The organism is Lachnoanaerobaculum gingivalis, from assembly GCF_003862475.1.
GTDB lineage: Bacteria > Bacillota > Clostridia > Lachnospirales > Lachnospiraceae > Lachnoanaerobaculum > Lachnoanaerobaculum gingivalis.
This window is the reverse complement of the sequence record NZ_RRCO01000005.1, coordinates 139126-158937: the sequence shown is the minus strand read 5'-3', so window position 1 is coordinate 158937 and position 19812 is coordinate 139126. Positions and strand designations below refer to the sequence as shown.

Annotated in this window: 17 protein-coding genes and 1 riboswitch; of the genes, 16 read left to right on the top strand and 1 reads right to left on the bottom strand. The window is 37.4% G+C overall.

Translation table 11 applies throughout. The features are described 5' to 3' along the window. The first annotated feature begins 13 nt into the window (after positions 1-13). From yqeB to EHV10_RS11215, 13 genes are all read left to right on the top strand, one after another. Positions 14-814, top strand: coding sequence for a selenium-dependent molybdenum cofactor biosynthesis protein YqeB (gene yqeB / locus EHV10_RS11275; RefSeq protein WP_128674810.1), 801 nt, complete (start codon positions 14-16; stop codon positions 812-814). Continuing rightward, the gene (locus EHV10_RS11270; protein ID WP_128674724.1) at positions 814-1401 is read left to right on the top strand and encodes a nucleotidyltransferase family protein; all 588 of its coding nucleotides are present in this window, start codon (positions 814-816) and stop codon (positions 1399-1401) included. Before yqeB ends, EHV10_RS11270 begins: the two co-directional genes overlap by 1 nt. A 167-nt stretch (positions 1402-1568) precedes the next feature. Continuing rightward, positions 1569-1665: riboswitch (purine riboswitch) on the top strand. A gap of 61 nt (positions 1666-1726) precedes the next feature. Continuing rightward, the gene (locus EHV10_RS11265; protein WP_128674723.1) at positions 1727-2995 is read left to right on the top strand and encodes an amidohydrolase family protein; all 1269 of its coding nucleotides are present in this window, start codon (positions 1727-1729) and stop codon (positions 2993-2995) included. A gap of 85 nt (positions 2996-3080) precedes the next feature. After that, complete coding sequence (xdhA, locus tag EHV10_RS11260) at positions 3081-5372, top strand: xanthine dehydrogenase subunit XdhA (RefSeq protein WP_128674722.1); 2292 nt, start codon at positions 3081-3083, stop codon at positions 5370-5372. 9 nt (positions 5373-5381) lie between these two features. Beyond that, positions 5382-6281 carry a xanthine dehydrogenase subunit XdhB gene (gene xdhB, locus EHV10_RS11255; protein ID WP_128674721.1) on the top strand — a complete coding sequence of 300 codons (900 nt, stop codon included), beginning with the start codon at positions 5382-5384 and terminating at the stop codon, positions 6279-6281. Next, positions 6262-6753: a xanthine dehydrogenase subunit XdhC gene (xdhC, locus tag EHV10_RS11250; RefSeq protein ID WP_128674720.1), complete on the top strand. Its 492-nt coding sequence runs from the start codon at positions 6262-6264 to the stop codon at positions 6751-6753. The genes xdhB and xdhC overlap by 20 nt, the downstream gene beginning before the upstream one ends. A gap of 29 nt (positions 6754-6782) precedes the next feature. After that, positions 6783-8516, top strand: coding sequence for an adenine deaminase (gene ade / locus EHV10_RS11245; protein WP_128674719.1), 1734 nt, complete (start codon positions 6783-6785; stop codon positions 8514-8516). A 128-nt stretch (positions 8517-8644) separates the two neighbouring features. Then, on the top strand, positions 8645-10027 hold the full coding sequence (locus EHV10_RS11240; protein ID WP_128674718.1) for an NCS2 family permease: 1383 nt from the start codon (positions 8645-8647) through the stop codon (positions 10025-10027). Positions 10028-10328: 301 nt separating this feature from the next. Continuing rightward, positions 10329-11024: an N-acetylmannosamine-6-phosphate 2-epimerase gene (locus tag EHV10_RS11235; RefSeq protein ID WP_128674717.1), complete on the top strand. Its 696-nt coding sequence runs from the start codon at positions 10329-10331 to the stop codon at positions 11022-11024. A gap of 99 nt (positions 11025-11123) precedes the next feature. After that, positions 11124-12485: an extracellular solute-binding protein gene (locus tag EHV10_RS11230; RefSeq protein ID WP_128674716.1), complete on the top strand. Its 1362-nt coding sequence runs from the start codon at positions 11124-11126 to the stop codon at positions 12483-12485. 106 nt (positions 12486-12591) lie between these two features. Next, complete coding sequence (locus EHV10_RS11225; RefSeq protein WP_128674715.1) at positions 12592-13500, top strand: carbohydrate ABC transporter permease; 909 nt, start codon at positions 12592-12594, stop codon at positions 13498-13500. Position 13501: 1 nt separating this feature from the next. After that, entirely contained in the window at positions 13502-14386 is an 885-nt protein-coding gene (locus EHV10_RS11220; RefSeq protein WP_007593410.1) for a carbohydrate ABC transporter permease, read from the top strand. 22 nt (positions 14387-14408) lie between these two features. Further along, entirely contained in the window at positions 14409-15260 is an 852-nt protein-coding gene (locus EHV10_RS11215) for a MurR/RpiR family transcriptional regulator (RefSeq protein WP_007593408.1), read from the top strand. A gap of 202 nt (positions 15261-15462) precedes the next feature. Here the strand turns inward: EHV10_RS11215 and EHV10_RS11210 are convergent, their stop codons facing one another. Beyond that, complete coding sequence (locus tag EHV10_RS11210; protein WP_128673155.1) at positions 15463-17220, bottom strand: IS1634 family transposase; 1758 nt, start codon at positions 17218-17220, stop codon at positions 15463-15465. Between the two features lie 213 nt (positions 17221-17433). Here EHV10_RS11210 and EHV10_RS11205 point away from each other — a divergent pair, with 213 nt between their 5' ends. From EHV10_RS11205 to EHV10_RS11195, 3 genes are all read left to right on the top strand, one after another. Next, the gene (locus tag EHV10_RS11205) at positions 17434-17577 is read left to right on the top strand and encodes a hypothetical protein (protein ID WP_243116131.1); all 144 of its coding nucleotides are present in this window, start codon (positions 17434-17436) and stop codon (positions 17575-17577) included. A 292-nt stretch (positions 17578-17869) separates the two neighbouring features. Continuing rightward, complete coding sequence (gene rpoD, locus EHV10_RS11200; RefSeq protein WP_128674714.1) at positions 17870-19111, top strand: RNA polymerase sigma factor RpoD; 1242 nt, start codon at positions 17870-17872, stop codon at positions 19109-19111. Then, entirely contained in the window at positions 19108-19755 is a 648-nt protein-coding gene (locus EHV10_RS11195) for an epoxyqueuosine reductase QueH (protein ID WP_207667155.1), read from the top strand. Before rpoD ends, EHV10_RS11195 begins: the two co-directional genes overlap by 4 nt. The last annotated feature ends 57 nt before the right edge of the window (positions 19756-19812 follow it).

Sequence of the window (19812 nt, the reverse complement as noted above, 5' to 3'; positions counted from 1 at the left end):
GAGAAGGTTTATGATGGATAAAAAAGTTTGGATAAGAGGTGCCGGGGATTTGGCAACAGGAATTGCTTTAAGATTGTACAGATCGGGATTTGACATAATAATGTCGGATATTGCCGTACCTACTACAGTAAGAAGAACTGTTGCATTTTCACCTGCAATTTATATGGATGAGACAAAGGTTGAAGGAATAACCGGAAAACTTTGCAAAAGCATTGCAATGATTGATACTGTGATTGAGAGCAGATGTATACCTGTAATAGTGGATCCAAGCGGTGAAATCATGAAAGAATACAAGCCGGATGTGATAGTGGATGCAATTATAGCAAAGACAAATATCGGTACCAAAATAAGTGATGCGGATATTGTAATAGGCGTAGGTCCGGGATTTGAAGCAGGGGTTGACTGTCATGCCGTGGTTGAGACTAAGAGAGGACATAATCTTGGCAGAGTAATATGGAGCGGAAGTGCTTATCCGAATACAGGAGTGCCTGGAAATATAGGCGGATACACTGTGGAAAGAATCATAAGGGCAACTGCGGACGGAATATTCAGTGCAAAGGTAAGTATCGGAGATTATGTAAAGGCGGGAGATTTGCTGGCATACTGTGATGAAACACCTGTATATGCGAACATTGACGGTATTGTAAGAGGACTTTTACAAGACAGTGTAAAGGTAAAGAAAGGTATGAAATCGGGAGATGTGGATCCGAGAGCCGAAAAGGAATATTGCTTTAGTGTATCCGATAAGGCGAGCGCCATAGGCGGAGGAGTACTTGAAGCTATACTTAGCAAAATAAGCGGCAGGAGAGCTTGATGGATTTGGTAATTTTGGCTGCAGGAGAAGGTAAAAGATTTGGTGGATACAAGCTTTTGGCAGATATCAAAGGTGTTAAGCTTTATCAATATATGGAAAAGATATATAAAAGAGCATATGACTTTGATAATAAGATAATAGTCGGTAAGGACACTGAGATATTAGATTATTATAAAAAGAACGGATTTATAACCATATATAATGATAAGCCGGAGCTTGGTAAATCCAGATCAATAAAGCTTGCGGTGGAAAAACTGAAAAATATTGAGAATTCTGGCAGTGTATTATTCGGTGTGTGCGATCAGCCTTTGCTAAGTTCCGAGACAATATCAAAGATAATAGATGAATTTCAAAAATCGAATAAAACTATAAGTAGTGTAAGATGTAAAAACAGGCTTGGAAATCCATGTATATTTTCAAGTGAATACTTTGATGAACTCCTCTTACTTGGAGAAGAAGAAGGCGGTAAAAAGCTCATAAAAGCGCATATTTGCGAGGTTTTATTCGTGGATATAGAAAATGAGGACGAACTTTTGGATATTGACACAAAAGAAGCGTATTCTTATGTACTTGAGAAAATACATTGAAAAAAATATAATAGTAGAATTTCTATATATTTATTGATAATTTAAATAAATATAGGGCATAATTCCTATAAAAAACTTTAAAAAAGTTTGACTAAAAATTAATTAGGTGATACCCTTTATATATAAATTGATACTTGAGTTATATTTGAATGTGTTATTTTAGAAGAAATACATAAAAATTAGAGGCCTAATATAAGCTCATAATCGGTTGAGCGTCTCTACCAATTACCGTAATAATTGACTATAGGCCCACAGAAATTGTGGGTGGAGTGAGGTGTGTTCCATGCACAATGGAAAGCACCTCATATTTTTATTAGGGGAGAATATGATAGTTAAAGGGAATTTGGTGGATTGTACAAAAGAAGGTACAATCAGGATAAGAGAAAATAACTTTTTAGTAATTGAAGACGGCATTATATCAAAAATATATTCACAAGATGAGCTTCCGGATTCTTTAAAGAATGAAGAGATAGAAGACTACGGAGATTCTTTGATATTACCGGGACTTATAGATATGCATCTTCATGCTCCGCAATTTGCTTTCAGAGGGCTTGGAATGGATATGGAACTTTTAGATTGGCTCAATACATATACATTTCCGGAAGAAGCTAAATATAAGGATATAGAATATGCAAAAAAAGCCTATAAAAAATTTGTTGATGCATTGGCTAAAAGTTATTCTACAAGAGCAATAGTATTTGCGACCTTGCATACGGATTCCACAATACTGTTGATGGATATGCTGGAAGAGAGCGGACTAAAATGTTTTGTAGGCAAGGTAAATATGGACAGAAATTCTACAGATGAACTGATTGAGACTACAGAGTCATCTATAGATTCCACAGTTAAATGGCTTGATATCTGTAAAGACAGATATAAGAATATAAAGCCGATAATTACCCCAAGATTTATTCCAAGCTGCAGTGATGAATTGATGAAAGCTCTTGGAAATATTAGAGGAGATACTTACGGATTACAGTCACATCTATCGGAGAATCCGAAAGAAGTGGAATGGGTGAAAGAACTTTGTCCGGACTCGGACGGATATCTTGATGCTTACAATAAAAGAGGTAATCTGAATAAAAGTAAGGTAGACACAGTTATGGCACATTGTGTATACTCTGATGATAAGGAGATTGAACTTTTAAAGGAGAAAAATGTGTATGTAGCTCATTGTCCACAGTCAAATATATGTCTGTCATCGGGAATAGCACCTATAAGGAAATTTCTCGATAATGGCATAAAGGTAGGACTTGGAAGTGATATAGCGGCGGGATACTCGCTGAATATATTAAACCAGGCGGTAGAAGCAATAGGGCTTTCAAAGCTTTATTGGAGATATATAGATAAAAATTCAAAATCTTTGGAGCTTGCCGAGGCATTTGCTATAGCAACAAGAATACCCGGAAGTTACTTCGGAAAGGTGGGAGCCTTTGAAGAAGGATTTGAAGCGGATATGCTTGTAATAAATGATGAGGAATTGAATAAGGATATTGATGATATAAGAAAGAGATTTGAAAGATTCTTATATCTGTCGGATGAATGCTCATTGAGAGCAAAATATGTATCCGGACAAAAAACAGTTACTTTTTAATTTTATATTTTTATCAACTTATAAAGACGAGAAAGGTATATAAATTAAATAATATAAAATACTAAAAAATTAGAGAGGAAATAATATGGAGGTTGGAAAAAGTATCAACAGAGTGGATGCGTTTGACAAGGTCACAGGTAGAACAAAATATACTGACGATTTATGTGATGCGGGAGCATATGTGGCAAAAATAGTGCATTCCACAATAGCTCACGGAAAAGTTCTTTCTGTTGACACAAGTGAAGCAAAGAAGATTGAGGGAGTTGTTAAGATCGTCACTTGCTTTGATCTTGGGCAGTATAGAAATTACTTCCCTACAGCAGGACACCCATGGTCTACGGACGTAAGCCATCAAGATGTTGCAGACAGATTACTTCTCACTGATGAAGTTAAGTTTTACGGTGATGATGTTGCGGCTGTTATAGCTGAAAATGAGGTGGCTGCAAATCAGGCACTCAGAGCTATAAAGGTGGAATATGAAGAGTACCCTGTGGTTACAGATGTTTTGGAAGCTATGAAGGACGGTGCACCACAGATTCATAAGGATTATCCTAACAATATTTTAAAGCACACAAGTCTTAGCAGAGGTAATTATGCAGAGGCAATCAAAGAAGAGGGCCTTACAGTAGTTGACAGATGGTATAATACCGAACCTGTACAGCATTGCCATATAGAGAACTTTATATGCTATGCATATGCAGAAGGCAAGAGAGTTACGGTAGTAGCTTCTACACAGATTCCTCATATTGCAAGAAGAGTTGTAGGTCAGGCACTTGGAATACCGTGGGGTGATGTAAGAGTTATTAAGCCGTATATCGGTGGTGGATTCGGAAATAAGCAGGATATACTATATGAGCCGCTTTGTGCATTCCTTTCATTACAGGTAGGAGGACATCTTGTAAAACTCGATTGCAGCAGAGAGGAAACTTTCTTTGCAAACAGAACAAGACATGGTATAAAGTTCCATATAATTTCACATGTAAGAAAAGACGGTACATATGCCGCAAGAAAGATAGAGGCGTTCTCAAATCAGGGTGCATATGCTTCACACGGACATTCTATCGCGGCAAAGGGACTCGGAGCTTTCCCACAGCTTTATCCATGTGATAATGTTGAGGGTGACGCATATACTGTATTTACAAACAGACCTGTAGCGGGAGCTATGAGAGGATACGGAATTCCACAGGCTATGTTTGCGGTAGAGTCTCATACAGAAGATGTTGCGAAGATAATGGGTATTCCACCTATCGACTTCAGACTTAAGAATCTTATGCCGCAGGGATATAAGGACGCTTTTTCGAAGAATGAAAACTACTATGATACATTCAGACAATGTATCGAAAAAGGTAAAGCTTATATGGACTATGATAACAGAGTCAAAGAGCTTTCAAAACAGACAGGTAGAGTAAGAACAGGTATAGGAATGGCTACTTTCTGGTATAATACTGCGGTTTGGCCTATATCACTTGAGTCATCATCATCAAGAATGGTACTGAATCAGGACGGTTCCGTAACATTACAGCTTGGTGAGACCGAGATCGGTCAGGGAGCGGATACGGCATTCTCACAGATGGCTGCGGAGGTCCTTGGAATCAGTACAGATGAAGTGCATGTTGTTTCAAACCAGGATACCGATATTACACCTTTCGGTACGGGTGCATATGCATCAAGACAGACCTATGTAGGCGGTTTCTCCATTGCCAAGACAGCAGGACTTTTGAAGGAGAAGATACTTGACTATGCTTATATTTTGACAAATATGCCGCCTTCAATTACAGATATAAAGAATTCTATGATAATAAGAACTACAGATAACAGAGAGCTTATTTCATTAAGAGATCTGGCTACAGAAGCACTTTATTCTCTCAGTGACAGCAGACATATTACTGCGGAGTCTACAGCACAGATTAAGTCAAATGCATATTCATTCGGATGCTGTTTTGCAGAGGTTGAAGTTGATATTGATATGTGTAAAGCAAAGCTCACAAAGATAATAAATGTACATGACTGCGGTAAGCTTATCAACCCTGCACTTGCTAAGGCACAGGTTGAAGGCGGTATGAGTATGGGTATAGGATATGCACTTTCGGAGGTACAGCTTGTAGATAAGAAGACAGGAAAAGTTTTAAACGATAACCTGCTTGATTATAAGCTTTCTACATGTATGGATCATCCACATCTTGAGACGGCGTTCGTTGAGAATCCTGAGCCTACATCACCATTCGGTACAAAATCATTGGGTGAGCCACCGGTTTGTCCTGTGGCACCGGCTATAAGAAATGCTATTATGAATGCAACAGGTGTAGGTGTTAATGAATTACCTTTACGTCCGGAAAAACTGTATGAATATTTTGACAAAGCAGGTTTACTTAAGTAGGAGGAAGAAATGTACGATATAAAAGCTTTATATGAGGCGACAAGCGTAGATGATGCTTGCAGACTTTTAAAAGAACATCCGGGCTCACAGGTTATTGCCGGCGGAAGTGATGTTTTGGTACAGATAAGAGAAGGAAAGAGAGCGGGTAAGGAGCTTGTAAGTATCTATATGCTTGATGAGCTTAGAGGAATCTGCCTTGATGCCGATGAAAATATAAGAATAGGATCTTTAACAAGCTTCTCACATATTACAAAGAATCCTATTATACAAAAATACATCAATGTACTTGGTGAAGCCGTGGATCAGATAGGTGGACCGCAGATCAGAAATATAGGAACTATCGGTGGAAATACATGTAACGGTGTTACATCGGCAGACTCCGCATCTACACTCTTTGCATGGGATGCACAGGTTGAGATAGCTGGAGAAGGTTACAAAAGAGTAGTACCTATAAATGAATTTTATATAAAGGCCGGTACAGTGGATTTAAAAGAGGGAGAGATACAGACAGCAATCATTATCCCAAAGAAGGCTTATGAAGGTTATAAAGGTCACTATATAAAGTATGCCATGAGAGAGGCAATGGATATTGCTACCACCGGATGTTCGGTAAATGTAAAGCTCTCAGAAGATAAAAAGAGCTTTGAGGATGTAAGAATAGCTTACGGTGTAGCCGGTCCTATTCCTATGAGAGTTCCTTCAGCGGAAAACTTTATCAGAGGAAAAGAAGTTAATGAGGAGAATATAGAGGCTTTTGCGCAGAAAGTTTTAGAAGATATCAATCCTCGTGATTCATGGAGAGCAAGTAAAGCTTTCAGATGTCATATCGGTGTTGTTATGGCAAGAAAAGCTTGTGAAAAGGCTGTAAAGCAGGCAGGAGGTAAGGTCGATGACAGGACAGAGTTATAAATTGGTCAGTTGTACCATCAACGGCAAGAAATGTGAGAAAATGGTAGATGTAAGAAGCTCACTTACAGACATGCTTAGAAATGACTATAGACTTACTTCAGTAAAAAAAGGCTGTGAGGTAGGAGAGTGCGGAGCATGTAATGTTCTTATAGACGGTGAAGCATTTAACTCATGTATTTACCTTGCAATATGGGCCGAGGGCAAGGATATCCTTACATTGGAAGGTCTTATGGGACCAAACGGTGAGATATCGGATTTGCAGCAGGCATTTATAGATGAGACTGCTATCCAGTGCGGTTTCTGTACACCGGGATTTGTAATGTCGGCTACAGAGATTCTTAACAGCGGAAAACTCTATTCAAAAGAAGAGGTTAGAAAGTTACTCTCAGGACATCTTTGCAGATGCACGGGATATGAGAATATACTTGTAGCAGTTGAGAAAACAATGAAGAAGAGACTTGGCGTTGACTGATCGATAGGAGCTTGGCTTTTGGAGGGAGTATGAACAAAGATAGTTTAAAGCGACTGATTGATGTGGCAAATGGGAATAAAAAAGCTGATCTTGTATTAAAAAACGGCTCTATAGTGGATGTCTGCAGCGGAAAAATATTTAAAGCGGACCTTGCTATAGCTGAAGGATACATTGCAGGATTTGGAGAGTATGATGGTGAAATAGAGGTGGATATAGAAGGGAAATATATTTCACCGGGCCTTATGGATGCACATATTCATATAGAATCATCATACTGTACTCCTGAAGAATTCGGCAGAATGGTGGTACCCCACGGTACTACCACTGTCATTGCGGATCCTCATGAAATAGTGAATGTATGCGGAATAAAAGGCTTTCACTATATGCAGGAGGCTGCAAAAAATACCTGCCTTTCAGTTAAATATATGATGCCGTCCTGCGTCCCTGCAACAAAGATGGAGGATGCAGGTTGTGTGATATCGGCTGAGGATATGGCAGATGACATAGTTTCAAAAGATGTTCCGGGACTCGGCGAGTTTATGGACTACAATGCAATCATTGAAAATGATGATATTGCCCTTGATAAACTTATTTTGGCAAAGAATCACGGGAAAATTGTAGACGGACACAGCCCGAATCTGTTCGGTAAGGCATTGAATGCATATGCCTGCGCCGGAATTGACACAGATCATGAGTGCTCCACACTTGAAGAGATGGAAGACAGACTGAGCAGAGGCATTTATGTACAGCTAAGACAGGGTTCAGCCTGTCACAATCTTGAAGCACTTATACCGGGTATAAACGAGTTTAATTTCAGAAGATGTTTATTATGTTCGGATGACAGACAACCGAAGACTATTTTTGAGGACGGACATCTTGAATATCATCTGAAAAAACTTGTAAATGCAGGAATCTCACCTGTTATGGCAATAGCAATGGCTACTGTAAATGTAAGTGATTGCTATGGGATGAAGGATAGAGGAATGATAGTTCCCGGAAAGAGAGCGGATCTTGTTATATTTGATGATTTGAAAGATTTCAAAGTATCGTCGGTATATATTCTCGGTGAGGAAGTTGCAAGAGATGGAGAGTATCTCAAAGAGTTAAAAAAGCATGACATTACAGATGTATCAAATACTGTTCATCTGGATAACTTCAAAAAGGAAATGCTACAATTGTGGCTGAAGTCTGATGAAGTTTATGCAATTGAAATGATTGCGGGAGGAGTGCTTTCAAAGAAAACAAAGATAAGGATAAAAAGAGATGAAAACGGTCTTTTTGTCTTTGATAAGAATATAGATGCCTGCAAATGCGCGGTTATAGAGAGGCATCACAATACAGGTAAGATCGGACTGGGAATAATAAAAGGTTATGGCATACAAAGCGGTGCCATAGCTGCATCCGTAGCACATGATTCACATAATATTATTTGCGTAGGCGTAAATGATGATGAGATGAACTTGGCTATAGAGAATGTAAAACAAAACGGTGGAGGTTTTGCACTGGTAAAGGACGGAGAGGTGATTGAAAGTCTGTCTTTGCCTGTAGCGGGACTTATGAGTGATTTAAGCGGTGAAGAGGTTTCAAAGAAACTTTTAAGTCTTCACAAAAAGGCTGTAGTTGAATTAGGGGTTAACGAAAGTCTTGAGCCTGTTATGTCACTTACATTTATGTCACTTATGGTTATTCCCGAGTTGAAACTCACTGCCAGGGGGGTGTTTGATATTTTTGAAAATAAGTTCATAGACATTGAGGCAAATTAGATTTTTAAAATATATTGAATGGCAGTGATATATAGACTTAAATATCTTTAATTAAATTTGACTTACAAGAAAACTAAAAACTCCGGGCCGATTATCACCGGAGTATAATAAAAAAAAGGAGACTATATATGGAAAAGTTTTTTAAACTGAAAGAAAACGGAACCGATGTAAAAACCGAGATTATTGCCGGTATTACAACATTTATGACAATGGCATATATTTTGGCAGTTAATCCGAATATCTTAAAAGAGGCAGGTATGGACAGAGGTGCCGTATTTACCGCAACTGCAATAGCTTCATTCTTAGGTACTGCACTTATGGCATTGTTTGCAAACTATCCTTTTGCACTTGCACCGGGTATGGGACTTAATGCATATTTTACTTATAGTGTAGTTTTAGGTATGGGATACAGCTGGCAGACGGCTCTTACAGCGGTATTTGTAGAAGGTATTATTTTTATAGCACTTTCAGTTACAAATGTGCGTGAGGCTATCTTTAATGCGGTTCCAAGAAACTTAAAATCAGCTGTAAGTGTGGGTATCGGAATTTTTATTGCATTTATCGGACTTCAAAATGCTAAGATCGTTATAGGCGGTAAAACACTTGTACAATTATTCTCACTTGTAAAATACAACAAGGTACATGGCGTTGAAGGTGCAATTGCTACAGGAAATGATGCAGGTATTACAGTTATTATCGCCATCATCGGTGTTCTTATTACAGCATTTCTGGTTGTAAAAGAAGTAAAGGGAAATATCTTACTCGGTATATTGGCAACATGGGTTCTCGGTATAATTGCTCAGGTTACAGGTTTGTATGTTCCAAATCCTGCACTCGGTTTCTTAAGTGTATTACCTGATTTTTCAAAAGGATTAAGCATACCGAGTATAGGACCGGTTTTATTCAAGCTTGAGTTCCACAAGATTGCAACATTGGAATTTGTAGTTGTTATGTTTGCATTCCTATTCGTAGATATGTTTGATACTATCGGTACATTAATCGGTGTATCTACAAAGGCCGGAATGCTTGATAAAGACGGCAAGCTTCCAAATATCAAGGGTGCTTTACTTGCAGACGCTGTAGCTACTACAGCAGGTGCAATGCTTGGTACAACAACAGTTACAACATTCGTTGAGTCCGCTTCAGGTGTTTCAGAAGGTGGAAGAACAGGTCTTACAGCAATGACAACAGCGGTTCTTTTTGCGGCTTCACTGTTATTATCACCTATATTCCTTGCAATACCTTCTTTTGCAACAGCACCGGCACTTATAGTGGTAGGATTCTATATGTTCTCAAATGTTGTACATATTGATTTCTCGGATATGACAGAGGCTATTCCTTGCTATATCTGTATAGTTGCAATGCCGCTCTTCTACAGTATTTCAGAGGGTATTTCAATGGGAATTATATCTTATGTATTTATCAATGCTGTTACAGGAAGAGCTAAGAAGGTTACACCGCTTATGTATATACTTTCAATATTGTTTATACTGAAGTATATATTACTCTAGGTTTTACTTATATTTTCACTGCCTTGAATAGTTTTTAATAAATGAAGAGATATGGGGAGACTCGTATCTCTTTTTTAATGAACAAGGGGGCTTTAATAAAAAAAGGAGGCTTTAATTTTTCAATATCTGAAAGTGTGGGATAAATATGCATATTAGTACTTTGTGCACAAATAAATACAATTTAAAATGTTTACTTTTAATAACAGCTTGGCAAGTGCCAGAAAGTAGAAACAGAATACAATAGAAGTATTGAAATTTATTTTCACAAATGGTAAGATACTTTCAGATGGAGGTAGTAAAAATGAATGACAGAATCAAAAACCTAAAAGGGAAACTGATTGTTTCATGCCAGGCGCTGGAAAATGAACCGTTACATTCAGACTTCATTATGGGGAGAATGGCTCTCGCGGCAAAGATGGGCGGAGCTTGCGGCATCAGAGCAAACACTGTTGTGGATATCAAGGAGATACAAAAACAGGTGGATTTGCCGATAATCGGAATAATTAAAAAAGATTATGATGACAGTGAGATTTATATCACACCTACAATGGACGAGGTAGATGCTTTGGTAGAAGCGGGAGTTGATATAATAGCACTGGATGCGACAAGCAGACTCAGACCGGGCAAAAAAAGCTTGAAGGAGTTCTTTGGAGAAGTTATAGCAAAGTATCCGGATAAGCTGTTTATGGCGGATTGTTCAACAGAAGAAGAGGCAATCTTTGCGGACGAATTAGGTTTTGACTTCATCGGTACTACTATGGTTGGATATACTAAGGAGAGTGAAGGTCTAAGGATTGAGGAGAACGATTTTGAGATATTGAGAAATATCCTCGCTAAAGTAAAGCATAAAGTAATAGCTGAGGGTAATATCAATACACCTGAGAAATGTAGGAGAGTAATAGAACTTGGAGCGTTCAGTGTGGTGGTTGGTTCGATTATTACCAGACCACAACTTATAACAAAAGAATTTTCAAAAGCGCTTGAACAAGTTGTGTAGAGGTCAAGGTTTTTAAACATTTAGGGATAAGTTTATAAAACCGGTTGTAACGCATTATTTGTGAATAATCTTGAGTGTAAGACTCATTAAGGAGGAAATATGAAGAAATTATTGTTAACAGGTTTGACACTTACAGCGGCGGGTATGCTCGCAGCATGTGGAGGAGGAAAAGCGGCAGATCAAACAAGTGCAGCGGCTGATTCAAAGGCGGATACAAAGCAGGAGGGAGCAAGTGAGGCGGCAAAAGATGCTGCTGAGGTATCACTTTGGACATATCCTGTAGGTAAATGGGGAGACTCTGCAACAGTTGACGGAATTATCAAAAAGTTCAATGAGAAGTATCCGAATATTAAGGTAACTGTAGAGTATCTTGACTATCAAAACGGTGATGACCAGATCAACACTGCTATAGAAGGAAAGCAGGCACCTGATATCGTACTTGAGGGACCTGAAAGACTTGTAGCCAACTGGGGTGCAAAGGGACTCATGGTTGATTTAAAGGATATGTTTGAAAAGGATGCGGCATCAGATATCTATGATCCTGTAAAAGCTGCATGTAAGAGTCCTACAGGTGAGTTTTATGAGTATCCTGCATTTATGGTTGCACATTGTATGGCTATAAATAAGACAATGTTTGAGAAGGCCGATGCATTAAAGTATCTTGATTTAGATACACATACATGGACAACAGACAACTTCCTTAAGGCTGTTCAGGCGGTATATGATTCAGGACAGCAAAATGTCGGTGCTATCTACTGTGTTTCACAGGGTGGAGATCAGGGAACAAGAGCTTTGGTAAACAATCTTTACTCAGGTACATTTACAGATAAGGATCATACAAAGTATACAGTTGATTCTGAAGAGAACAAGAAAGCTTTACAGGCAATTGTTGATCAGGCAGGTTTAAACTTTGATCCTTCTATAGCAGGTGGTGACGAGATTACATTGTTCAGAAACGGTACTTTGGCAATGTCACTTTGCTGGAATGCATCACAGCAGACAAATTCAGATAACGGCCCTGCAGGAAAGACAAATGCAGGTGATGAGATTATACCTATGTTATTCCCAAGTGATGACGGAGTTACAGAGCTTTGCGGCGGTATCTGGGGATATGGAATCTTTGACAACGGAGATGCAGGTAAGATTGAAGCTGCAAAGACATTTATCGACTTCGTATGTAATGATGAGACACAGGTTAAGGAAAGCGTTAAGGCTTCAGGATTCTTCCCTGTAAGACCTTCTGTAACAGGTGTATATGAGGGAACAGAGACAGCTGATGCAATGAAGCTTTTTGAAGAGAAGTTCATGCCTTCAATGGGTGACTACTATCAGGTAACAAAGGGATGGACTACAGCTCGTACAGAGTGGTGGAACATGCTTCAGAGAATAGGTGCAGGCGGCGATGTGGCAACAGAGGTCGCAACATTTACAACTAACGCAAATGCGGCAGCAGCTCAATAATAACAGTAGTAAAATACTGCTCTTTAAAAAAATAGTTAGGTGATCTAACATGTTATAAAATGTTGCTAAGGATTTTCTTTAGCAACATTTTTTAGAAAGGGGAAACATGGCAAAGGGTGTTTATACAACCAGGTCAAAGGAATTGGTAAGAAGAGAAACCGCTTCAGCTTATATGTTTTTATTACCAAGCCTTGTATTCTTTATCGGTTTTGTAATAATACCGATGATTATATGTATATATACCAGCTTCTTTGATTCTACAATGGGCAAGGATGCTAAGGATGTATTTATCGGATTTGGAAATTATATAGAACTGTTTCAAGACGGAATTTTTCTAAAGGCACTTAAAAATACCTTTGTTATTGTTATCGTTTCAGTTCCTGTGGTTTGTATATTTTCATTGTGGGTTTCATCTGTAATATACAATCTAAATGATAAAGTGCTTTCAGTTTTCAGATGTATCTTTTATCTCCCTGTAGTTACCGGTTCTGTAGCCGTTACAGTGGTTTGGAAGTGGATGTACAATAATTATTACGGTATCTTCAATTATATCGGAAAAGGTACAGGTATTTTAAAAACAAATATCAACTGGCTTGGAGACGAGAGATTTGCTCTGGCATGTATCATACTTATATTGCTTACCACATCTGTAGGTCAGCCTATAGTGTTATATGTATCCGCACTTGGAAATGTGGATAATTCATTGGTTGAGGCCGCACAGGTAGACGGAGCAAATGAGTTGCAATTATTCTGGAAGATCAAATGGCCTCAGATTATGCCTACAACATTATATATTCTTGTTATAACAACTATTAACAGTTTCCAGTGTTTCGCTCTTATACAGCTTTTAACATCAGGCGGACCGAATCATTCAACAGATACTGTAATGTATTATATCTATTATATGGCATTTAAGATGTTCAGATACGGATACGGAAATGCAATGGGTGTTGTGCTTGCAATATTTATAGCGGTATTGTCTGCAATTCAGTTTAGAGTGGCAAAGGAGAGATAATATGAAAACTTCAAATACACTAAAAAAACTGTATACTGTTGTATCGATAATTGTACTGATAGCACTGGCATTTTGCTTTGTTTTTCCGCTGTATTGGATAGTTACAGGCGCATTTAAAACACCTGTTTCAATAAATTCACCGGTACCTGATTGGATACCTAAAGAGCTCGTACTGGATAACTTTAAAAAGTTGTTCTCAAGACAGACGGCACCTATATTTGAATTGGGATTTATAAAGGGACCTATGGCGCCGGCAGCAGTGAGATGGATGATAAATACGGTATTTATGGCGGTTATGGCCATGGTACTTACTTGTCTTACAGCATCTATGGCGGGATATGCACTTGCAAAAAAGAGATTTCATGGAAGAATTATACTTTTTACACTTATAGTATGTGCTATGGCATTGCCTAAGCAGGTTATTCTTATACCTCTTATCAGAGAAATGTCGGCGCTTAAGCTTTATAACACTATATGGGCGGTTATACTTCCAACTGTAGGATGGCCTTTCGGTGTATTTCTTATGAAGCAGTTTTCTGAGGGTATACCTACGGAAATGCTTGAAGCTGCAAGGATTGACGGTGCAAGTGAATTTAAAACATTTACAGATATAGTTTTCCAGATGGTAAAGCCGGGAGTGGGTGCTTTGGCAATATTCACATTTATTAACAGCTGGAATGATTATTTCATGCAACTTATTATGCTAAGTTCTACTTCTAATTTGACAATTTCTCTGGGAATTGCTAAACTACAAGCAGAAAACTCGACAGATTTCGGACTTATAATGGCGGGAGCTACACTGGCCGCAGCGCCTATACTGATAGTGTTTATTGCACTTCAAAAATACTTTACAAAGGGTATTACTCTGGGTGCTGTAAAGGGTTAGTAAGTAGCGGAAAGAGGGGAAAATGATATACGAAAAATCAGTGATTCCGATAATAGAATCAAAATATACGCTTTTTACAAATACTGAAAAAAAGATAGCGGATTATTTTTTACAATGTGATGCAAATATGGATATAAATATCCAGAATGTGGCTGAACAGCTCTATGTATCACAGGCATCTATTTCAAGATTTGCAAAAAAGTGCGGCTTTGTAGGTTTCAGAGAATTTATATTTGCCTACCTGGACAGTGCAAGAGTAAAAAAGCCGAACGGTAACAGCACTACACAAAATGTATTTAATACATATCAGGATCTTTTGAATAAGGCATATTCGCTGCTTGACAACGATCAGGTACAAAGAATAGTGAAGATGCTTGTAAATTCAAAGAAGGTCATAGCTGTAGGTAAGGGAAGTTCAGGATATGCGGCAAGTGAAATGGAGAGCCGTTTTGTGAGAGTTGGACTTGATATAGACTCTCTTACGGATTCCGACAGAATAAGGATGCAGTCCGTATTTTTAAAAGACGGAGATACAGTGGTTGCATTCAGTATAAGCGGTAAGACTGAGGATATTATTTTCCTTTTAAAGCATGCACATGACAGAGGCAAGAAGACTGTATTTTTCACAGCGGCGGATAACCCACATTTACATGAATTCTGTGATGAAGTTGTGTTGGTTGCTTCACTTGAGTATTTGGAGAACGGAAATCTTATTTCTCCACAGTTCCCGATGTTACTTGTACTTGACCTTATATACAGTGAGTACATAAATATCGATCCTGTTTTTAAGAGTGCAATCTTGGAGGATACCGTTACTACTTTAAATAAGAAAGAAGATGACAGAAGATTCTATCTTTCAAGGCCGACCAGATAATTATTATATGGAAATTCGGTAAAGAGCTTGTATTGTACCTGACAAAGGAGTTTACAAGCTTTTTTGGTGTAAAAAGATAATATTTTTTGACAGTATTTTCTATTTTACTGTATAAATATTGTATAAATATTCGCTTGAAAAAATATATTAAAAGAATTATAATGTCACCTGACTTCCGTCGTTTCTCTCAAAACCTAGTACTCTAGGTATCCAAGAGCATGCAGTTTTGAAAGAAATTGTCGACTTCAGCTTTAGTTAAATAGAGGGCATCAAGGTTACTAAAACCAACCAGTTTTTTAACCTTTTCGTTAACGGACTGGTCTCTTGATATATTGATATATGTATTATCACCTTTATTTACCACCCTAAAATCACGCATAAAGTTAATCAAGTCATAAGAGTTTATTTTATTCTTGAAGCACTTGATTTCTAATACTCTTAAAAGAAACAAGCTAAGGTAGCATATCAAAAAATGCCCGTAGATTGTTTCTTTTTTCTGTAAATAAACAGGCCTGGCATCCAGGTATGATTTTGTAAGTCTAAAAGATTCTTCGATTTTCCATAGGCTATGGTATGTCTTATATACCTGTAATGGCTCCATGTCTATCTCAGATGTCACTAAAAGGTTATATCCTGCATATTTAAGATCTTCATCAATCTTAGATTTATTTAAGTCTATTATAGGCTTTATTGTCTTGCCTGTGCTATCTTTAGTTATGATGTCTAAATATTTAGCACAATCTCCAAGTTCATCTTTAGCGATATTTTTGTATGTAGAAAACTTTGAAGCTTTATCGACCATTTTCATTATTTCAAGCCTTTGTTTCTTTGCAAGGTTAGGATTATAAGAGACGATACGCTTTTCTTTTACAGAGAACTTTGTAACACTCTCTTTTCCTGTTTCCGAATCAATCTCTTTAAAGCTGTAGTCAAAGCTGTCAATACATGATTTAAGACGAAAAGATATATTACCTCTTTCATCAGTGTAATTAGAAAAGACATTTGTATCATTCTCAAGTAGAACCCATTTCTTTTCCTTTTCGCTTAGATTCTTACCATGTATTGATTTTGAAAATATATAGCCGTCATTAGCTTCTTTAACTGCAGCATAAATATTTCTTGCACAATTAAGTCCTTTATCAGCCACCTGAATAGTCTTGCCTGATATGTTGTGTCGTTGCTTCATTTCTTCAATAACTTTTCTAATATATGGCTTTTCCGATTCATTTCCGGGATACATTTGCATGGAGACAGGTACGAGATCGGCATCTAAAAGTAAAGCTTGCCCTATTATCGGGGAGTGCCTATTCTCTTTTGAAGGTCCCTTTTGCTTGTCATCACTAGGGATATCAATTTCAAAGTAATAATTAGTGCAATCAAAAAATACACTGCTAAGATCCCTTTTAAAATACTTTTCATAAGAGTGATTAAATAAATCAATATACTTTTTATAAGACTCTCCTATGAAAGAACACCCGTCATATACCTGGTCTTCAGAGATTGTAGAGCTGCCATAAAGGTATGGAAAGACATGAGAGGCTGTCTTTGACTTAGAGCATGGAGATATAACCCTTGCATAAATAAGTTGTGTAATTAAGTCAAATACAGAGAACTGAAAACGCATTTGAGAAGCAAGTATATCAATAGTTTCTTTAACATCAAGCTCATCAATTAATGAGTAAAGTAAGAAGTGCCCTATATTAAGTTCAACAGGGGTGGAAAATGCACGAGGACGGGATTCTTCAGAAAGAATCTTTGTTCTATTCTCATTTTGCTCTTTTACATAGTCACTGTAAAATTTAACAGGATCAGGAATCTCACCTGAAATCAAATCCTCAACATAACCAAAAGATTTTACATTTTTTGTTCTTGGTTGCTTTTTATCCTTATCCCAAAATGATTCATACATCTGAAGATAAGTACCTTTTTTCTTCTTTTCTTTTCTCAAAAAATAAGCCATAAACACCTCTAAAAGTAAAGTACTATGAAGTACTATGATTATAACATACTCAAAAAAATTTTTCAACTTTTTTTAAATATTTTTTATGGCAGAAAAGCCTTTAAAATAAGGGACTTAAAAGAATTGTGTAAAATCAAATAGTTTATCAGGAATTTAAAACGTCGGAACTTTCATAGTACTTCGACGGAAGACGGGATTTCTCCACAGTTCCCGATGTTACTTGTACTTGACCTTATATACAGTGAATACATAAATATCGATCCTGTTTTTAAGAGTGCAATCTTGGAGGATACAGTTACTACTTTAAATAAGAAAGAAGATGACAGAAGATTCTATCTGTCAAGGCCGACCAGATAATTATTATATTAAAATTCGGTAAAGAGCTTGTATTGTACCTGACAAAGGAGTTTACAAGCTTTTTTGGTGTAAAAAGATAATATTTTTTGACAGTATTTTCTATTTTACTGTATAAATATTGTATAAATATTCGCTTGAAAAAATATATTAAAAGAATTATAATGTCAATGCAAATGATAGAGGTAAATACAATGGACAATTTTATTCATTTTAAGAATGTGCATTTATTTTATATTGTTTGCAGATAAAATAAAAATAGATATGTCAATTATAGATATCTATTTGTGAAGGGATGATCTTAGTGGCTAAAGAAAACCGAAATACTACAGGAAGTAAGGCATCAAAAGGCAGTGAAAGTGCAAATAAGAAAAAAATGTCACCGCAGGAGTTCTTACAGAAACTGGAGGAACTTGTAAATAAGGGCATGGCTTCTGACATGAAACTTAATATAGGTGAGATAAATGATTTTTTTGCGGGTACGGAGCTGAATGCCGACAGCGTAGAGCAGATTTATTCTTACCTTGAGAACAAGGGTATTGAGATCAATGAAAACATCTCGGATGATATTAATATTGATATAGACAATATTGATAATATAGACAGTATTGCAGATGATGATTCACTACTCTTAGACGACGATGATGAGTTTGATAAGGACTCTGAAGAGGATATAGATCTCAGTGCGATTGACCTGCTTGAAGGTGTAGGTACTGAGGACCCTGTAAGAATGTATCTTAAAGAAATAGGTACTGTACCTCTCTTGACAGCAAATGAAGAGCTTGAATTGGCGAAAAGAAAACAGGATGGCGATGAATACGCAAAGCAGCGTCTTATAGAAGCTAACCTTCGTTTGGTTGTAAGTATTGCAAAGAGATATACAGGAAGAGGAATGAGTTTCCTTGACTTGGTACAGGAGGGTAATTTAGGCCTTATAAAAGGTGTAGAGAAGTTTGACTACACAAAGGGCTTTAAGCTTTCAACATATGCTACATGGTGGATCAGACAGTCTGTAACAAGAGCACTTGCAGATCAGGCAAGGACCATAAGAGTTCCGGTACATATGGTAGAGACCATAAACAAGATGAGCAAAATGCAAAGAAAACTTACTTTGGAACTGGGTTATGAGCCGAGTGTTACAGAACTTGCAAATGCACTTGATATGACTGAAGAAAAGGTCATGGAAATAATGCAGATTGCAAGGGAGCCGGCATCTTTGGAGACTCCTATAGGTGAGGAAGATGATTCAAACCTTGGAGATTTCGTAGCCGATGCAAATGTTTTGACACCTGAGGGAAATGTAGAATCGGTAATGCTCAGAGAGCATATCGATACATTGCTTGGAGACTTGAAAGAAAGAGAAAGACAGGTTATTGTGCTTAGATTCGGTCTTGAGGACGGACATCCGAGAACCTTGGAGGAAGTAGGAAAAGAGTTCAAGGTAACAAGAGAGAGAATAAGACAGATTGAGGCTAAGGCTTTAAGAAAGCTCAGAAATCCTGTCAGATCAAAGAGAATCAGGGACTTTTTGGCATGATGAAGAGAAATTTACAAAAAGAATTGGAAGATATTATAAAGAAAGAGGAAGCTTTGGGCAATCGCCCAAGGCTTCTTCTGCATGCCTGTTGCGGACCTTGTTCATCATATTGTATGGAATATTTGGAAAAGCATTTTGATTTGACTGTGTTTTTTTACAATCCGAATATTGATGATACCAAGGAATATAGGCTTAGGGTGGAAGAAGCAAAAAGGCTGATAGAAGAGATGGATTTTACTTCCGAGGTAAAATTTATAGAAGGAGATTATGACCCGAGTATTTTTCACAGCAGAATTAAAGGCTATGAAAATGAAAAAGAGGGTGGAAAAAGATGTGATATCTGCTTTGAATTAAGACTTCACGAGGCGGCAAAAGCCGCATCCGATTACGGCTTTGACTATTTTACCACTTCGCTTACCATTTCGCCCATGAAAAATGCCGAAAAACTTTGTGAAATAGGCGAAGATGTGGCTAAAGAATACAATGTAAAGTATTTACCAAGTGATTTTAAGAAGAAAAACGGATATAAGCGATCTGTGGATTTATCTAAGGAACATGAACTCTACAGGCAGGATTATTGCGGATGCTCATTTTCAAAAAGAGAGTCAATTGAAAGAGCCAAGGCAAGAGAGAATACTGTTTGACGATTGGTATACTTTGATTTATAATTAAAAAGTAATGTTTATATCAATGATCAGAAG

What these genes read in the sequence shown, in the direction of transcription:
- yqeB (WP_128674810.1), top strand. Translation starts at nt 14, where the DNA reads ATGGATAAAAAAGTTTGGATAAGAGGTGCCGGGGATTTGGCAACAGGA.
- EHV10_RS11270 (WP_128674724.1), top strand. Translation starts at nt 814, where the DNA reads ATGGATTTGGTAATTTTGGCTGCAGGAGAAGGTAAAAGATTTGGTGGA.
- EHV10_RS11265 (WP_128674723.1), top strand. Translation starts at nt 1,727, where the DNA reads ATGATAGTTAAAGGGAATTTGGTGGATTGTACAAAAGAAGGTACAATC.
- xdhA (WP_128674722.1), top strand. Translation starts at nt 3,081, where the DNA reads ATGGAGGTTGGAAAAAGTATCAACAGAGTGGATGCGTTTGACAAGGTC.
- xdhB (WP_128674721.1), top strand. Translation starts at nt 5,382, where the DNA reads ATGTACGATATAAAAGCTTTATATGAGGCGACAAGCGTAGATGATGCT.
- xdhC (WP_128674720.1), top strand. Translation starts at nt 6,262, where the DNA reads ATGACAGGACAGAGTTATAAATTGGTCAGTTGTACCATCAACGGCAAG.
- ade (WP_128674719.1), top strand. Translation starts at nt 6,783, where the DNA reads ATGAACAAAGATAGTTTAAAGCGACTGATTGATGTGGCAAATGGGAAT.
- EHV10_RS11240 (WP_128674718.1), top strand. Translation starts at nt 8,645, where the DNA reads ATGGAAAAGTTTTTTAAACTGAAAGAAAACGGAACCGATGTAAAAACC.
- EHV10_RS11235 (WP_128674717.1), top strand. Translation starts at nt 10,329, where the DNA reads ATGAATGACAGAATCAAAAACCTAAAAGGGAAACTGATTGTTTCATGC.
- EHV10_RS11230 (WP_128674716.1), top strand. Translation starts at nt 11,124, where the DNA reads ATGAAGAAATTATTGTTAACAGGTTTGACACTTACAGCGGCGGGTATG.
- EHV10_RS11225 (WP_128674715.1), top strand. Translation starts at nt 12,592, where the DNA reads ATGGCAAAGGGTGTTTATACAACCAGGTCAAAGGAATTGGTAAGAAGA.
- EHV10_RS11220 (WP_007593410.1), top strand. Translation starts at nt 13,502, where the DNA reads ATGAAAACTTCAAATACACTAAAAAAACTGTATACTGTTGTATCGATA.
- EHV10_RS11215 (WP_007593408.1), top strand. Translation starts at nt 14,409, where the DNA reads ATGATATACGAAAAATCAGTGATTCCGATAATAGAATCAAAATATACG.
- EHV10_RS11210 (WP_128673155.1), bottom strand. Translation starts at nt 17,220, where the DNA reads ATGGCTTATTTTTTGAGAAAAGAAAAGAAGAAAAAAGGTACTTATCTT.
- EHV10_RS11205 (WP_243116131.1), top strand. Translation starts at nt 17,434, where the DNA reads ATGTTACTTGTACTTGACCTTATATACAGTGAATACATAAATATCGAT.
- rpoD (WP_128674714.1), top strand. Translation starts at nt 17,870, where the DNA reads ATGATCTTAGTGGCTAAAGAAAACCGAAATACTACAGGAAGTAAGGCA.
- EHV10_RS11195 (WP_207667155.1), top strand. Translation starts at nt 19,108, where the DNA reads ATGATGAAGAGAAATTTACAAAAAGAATTGGAAGATATTATAAAGAAA.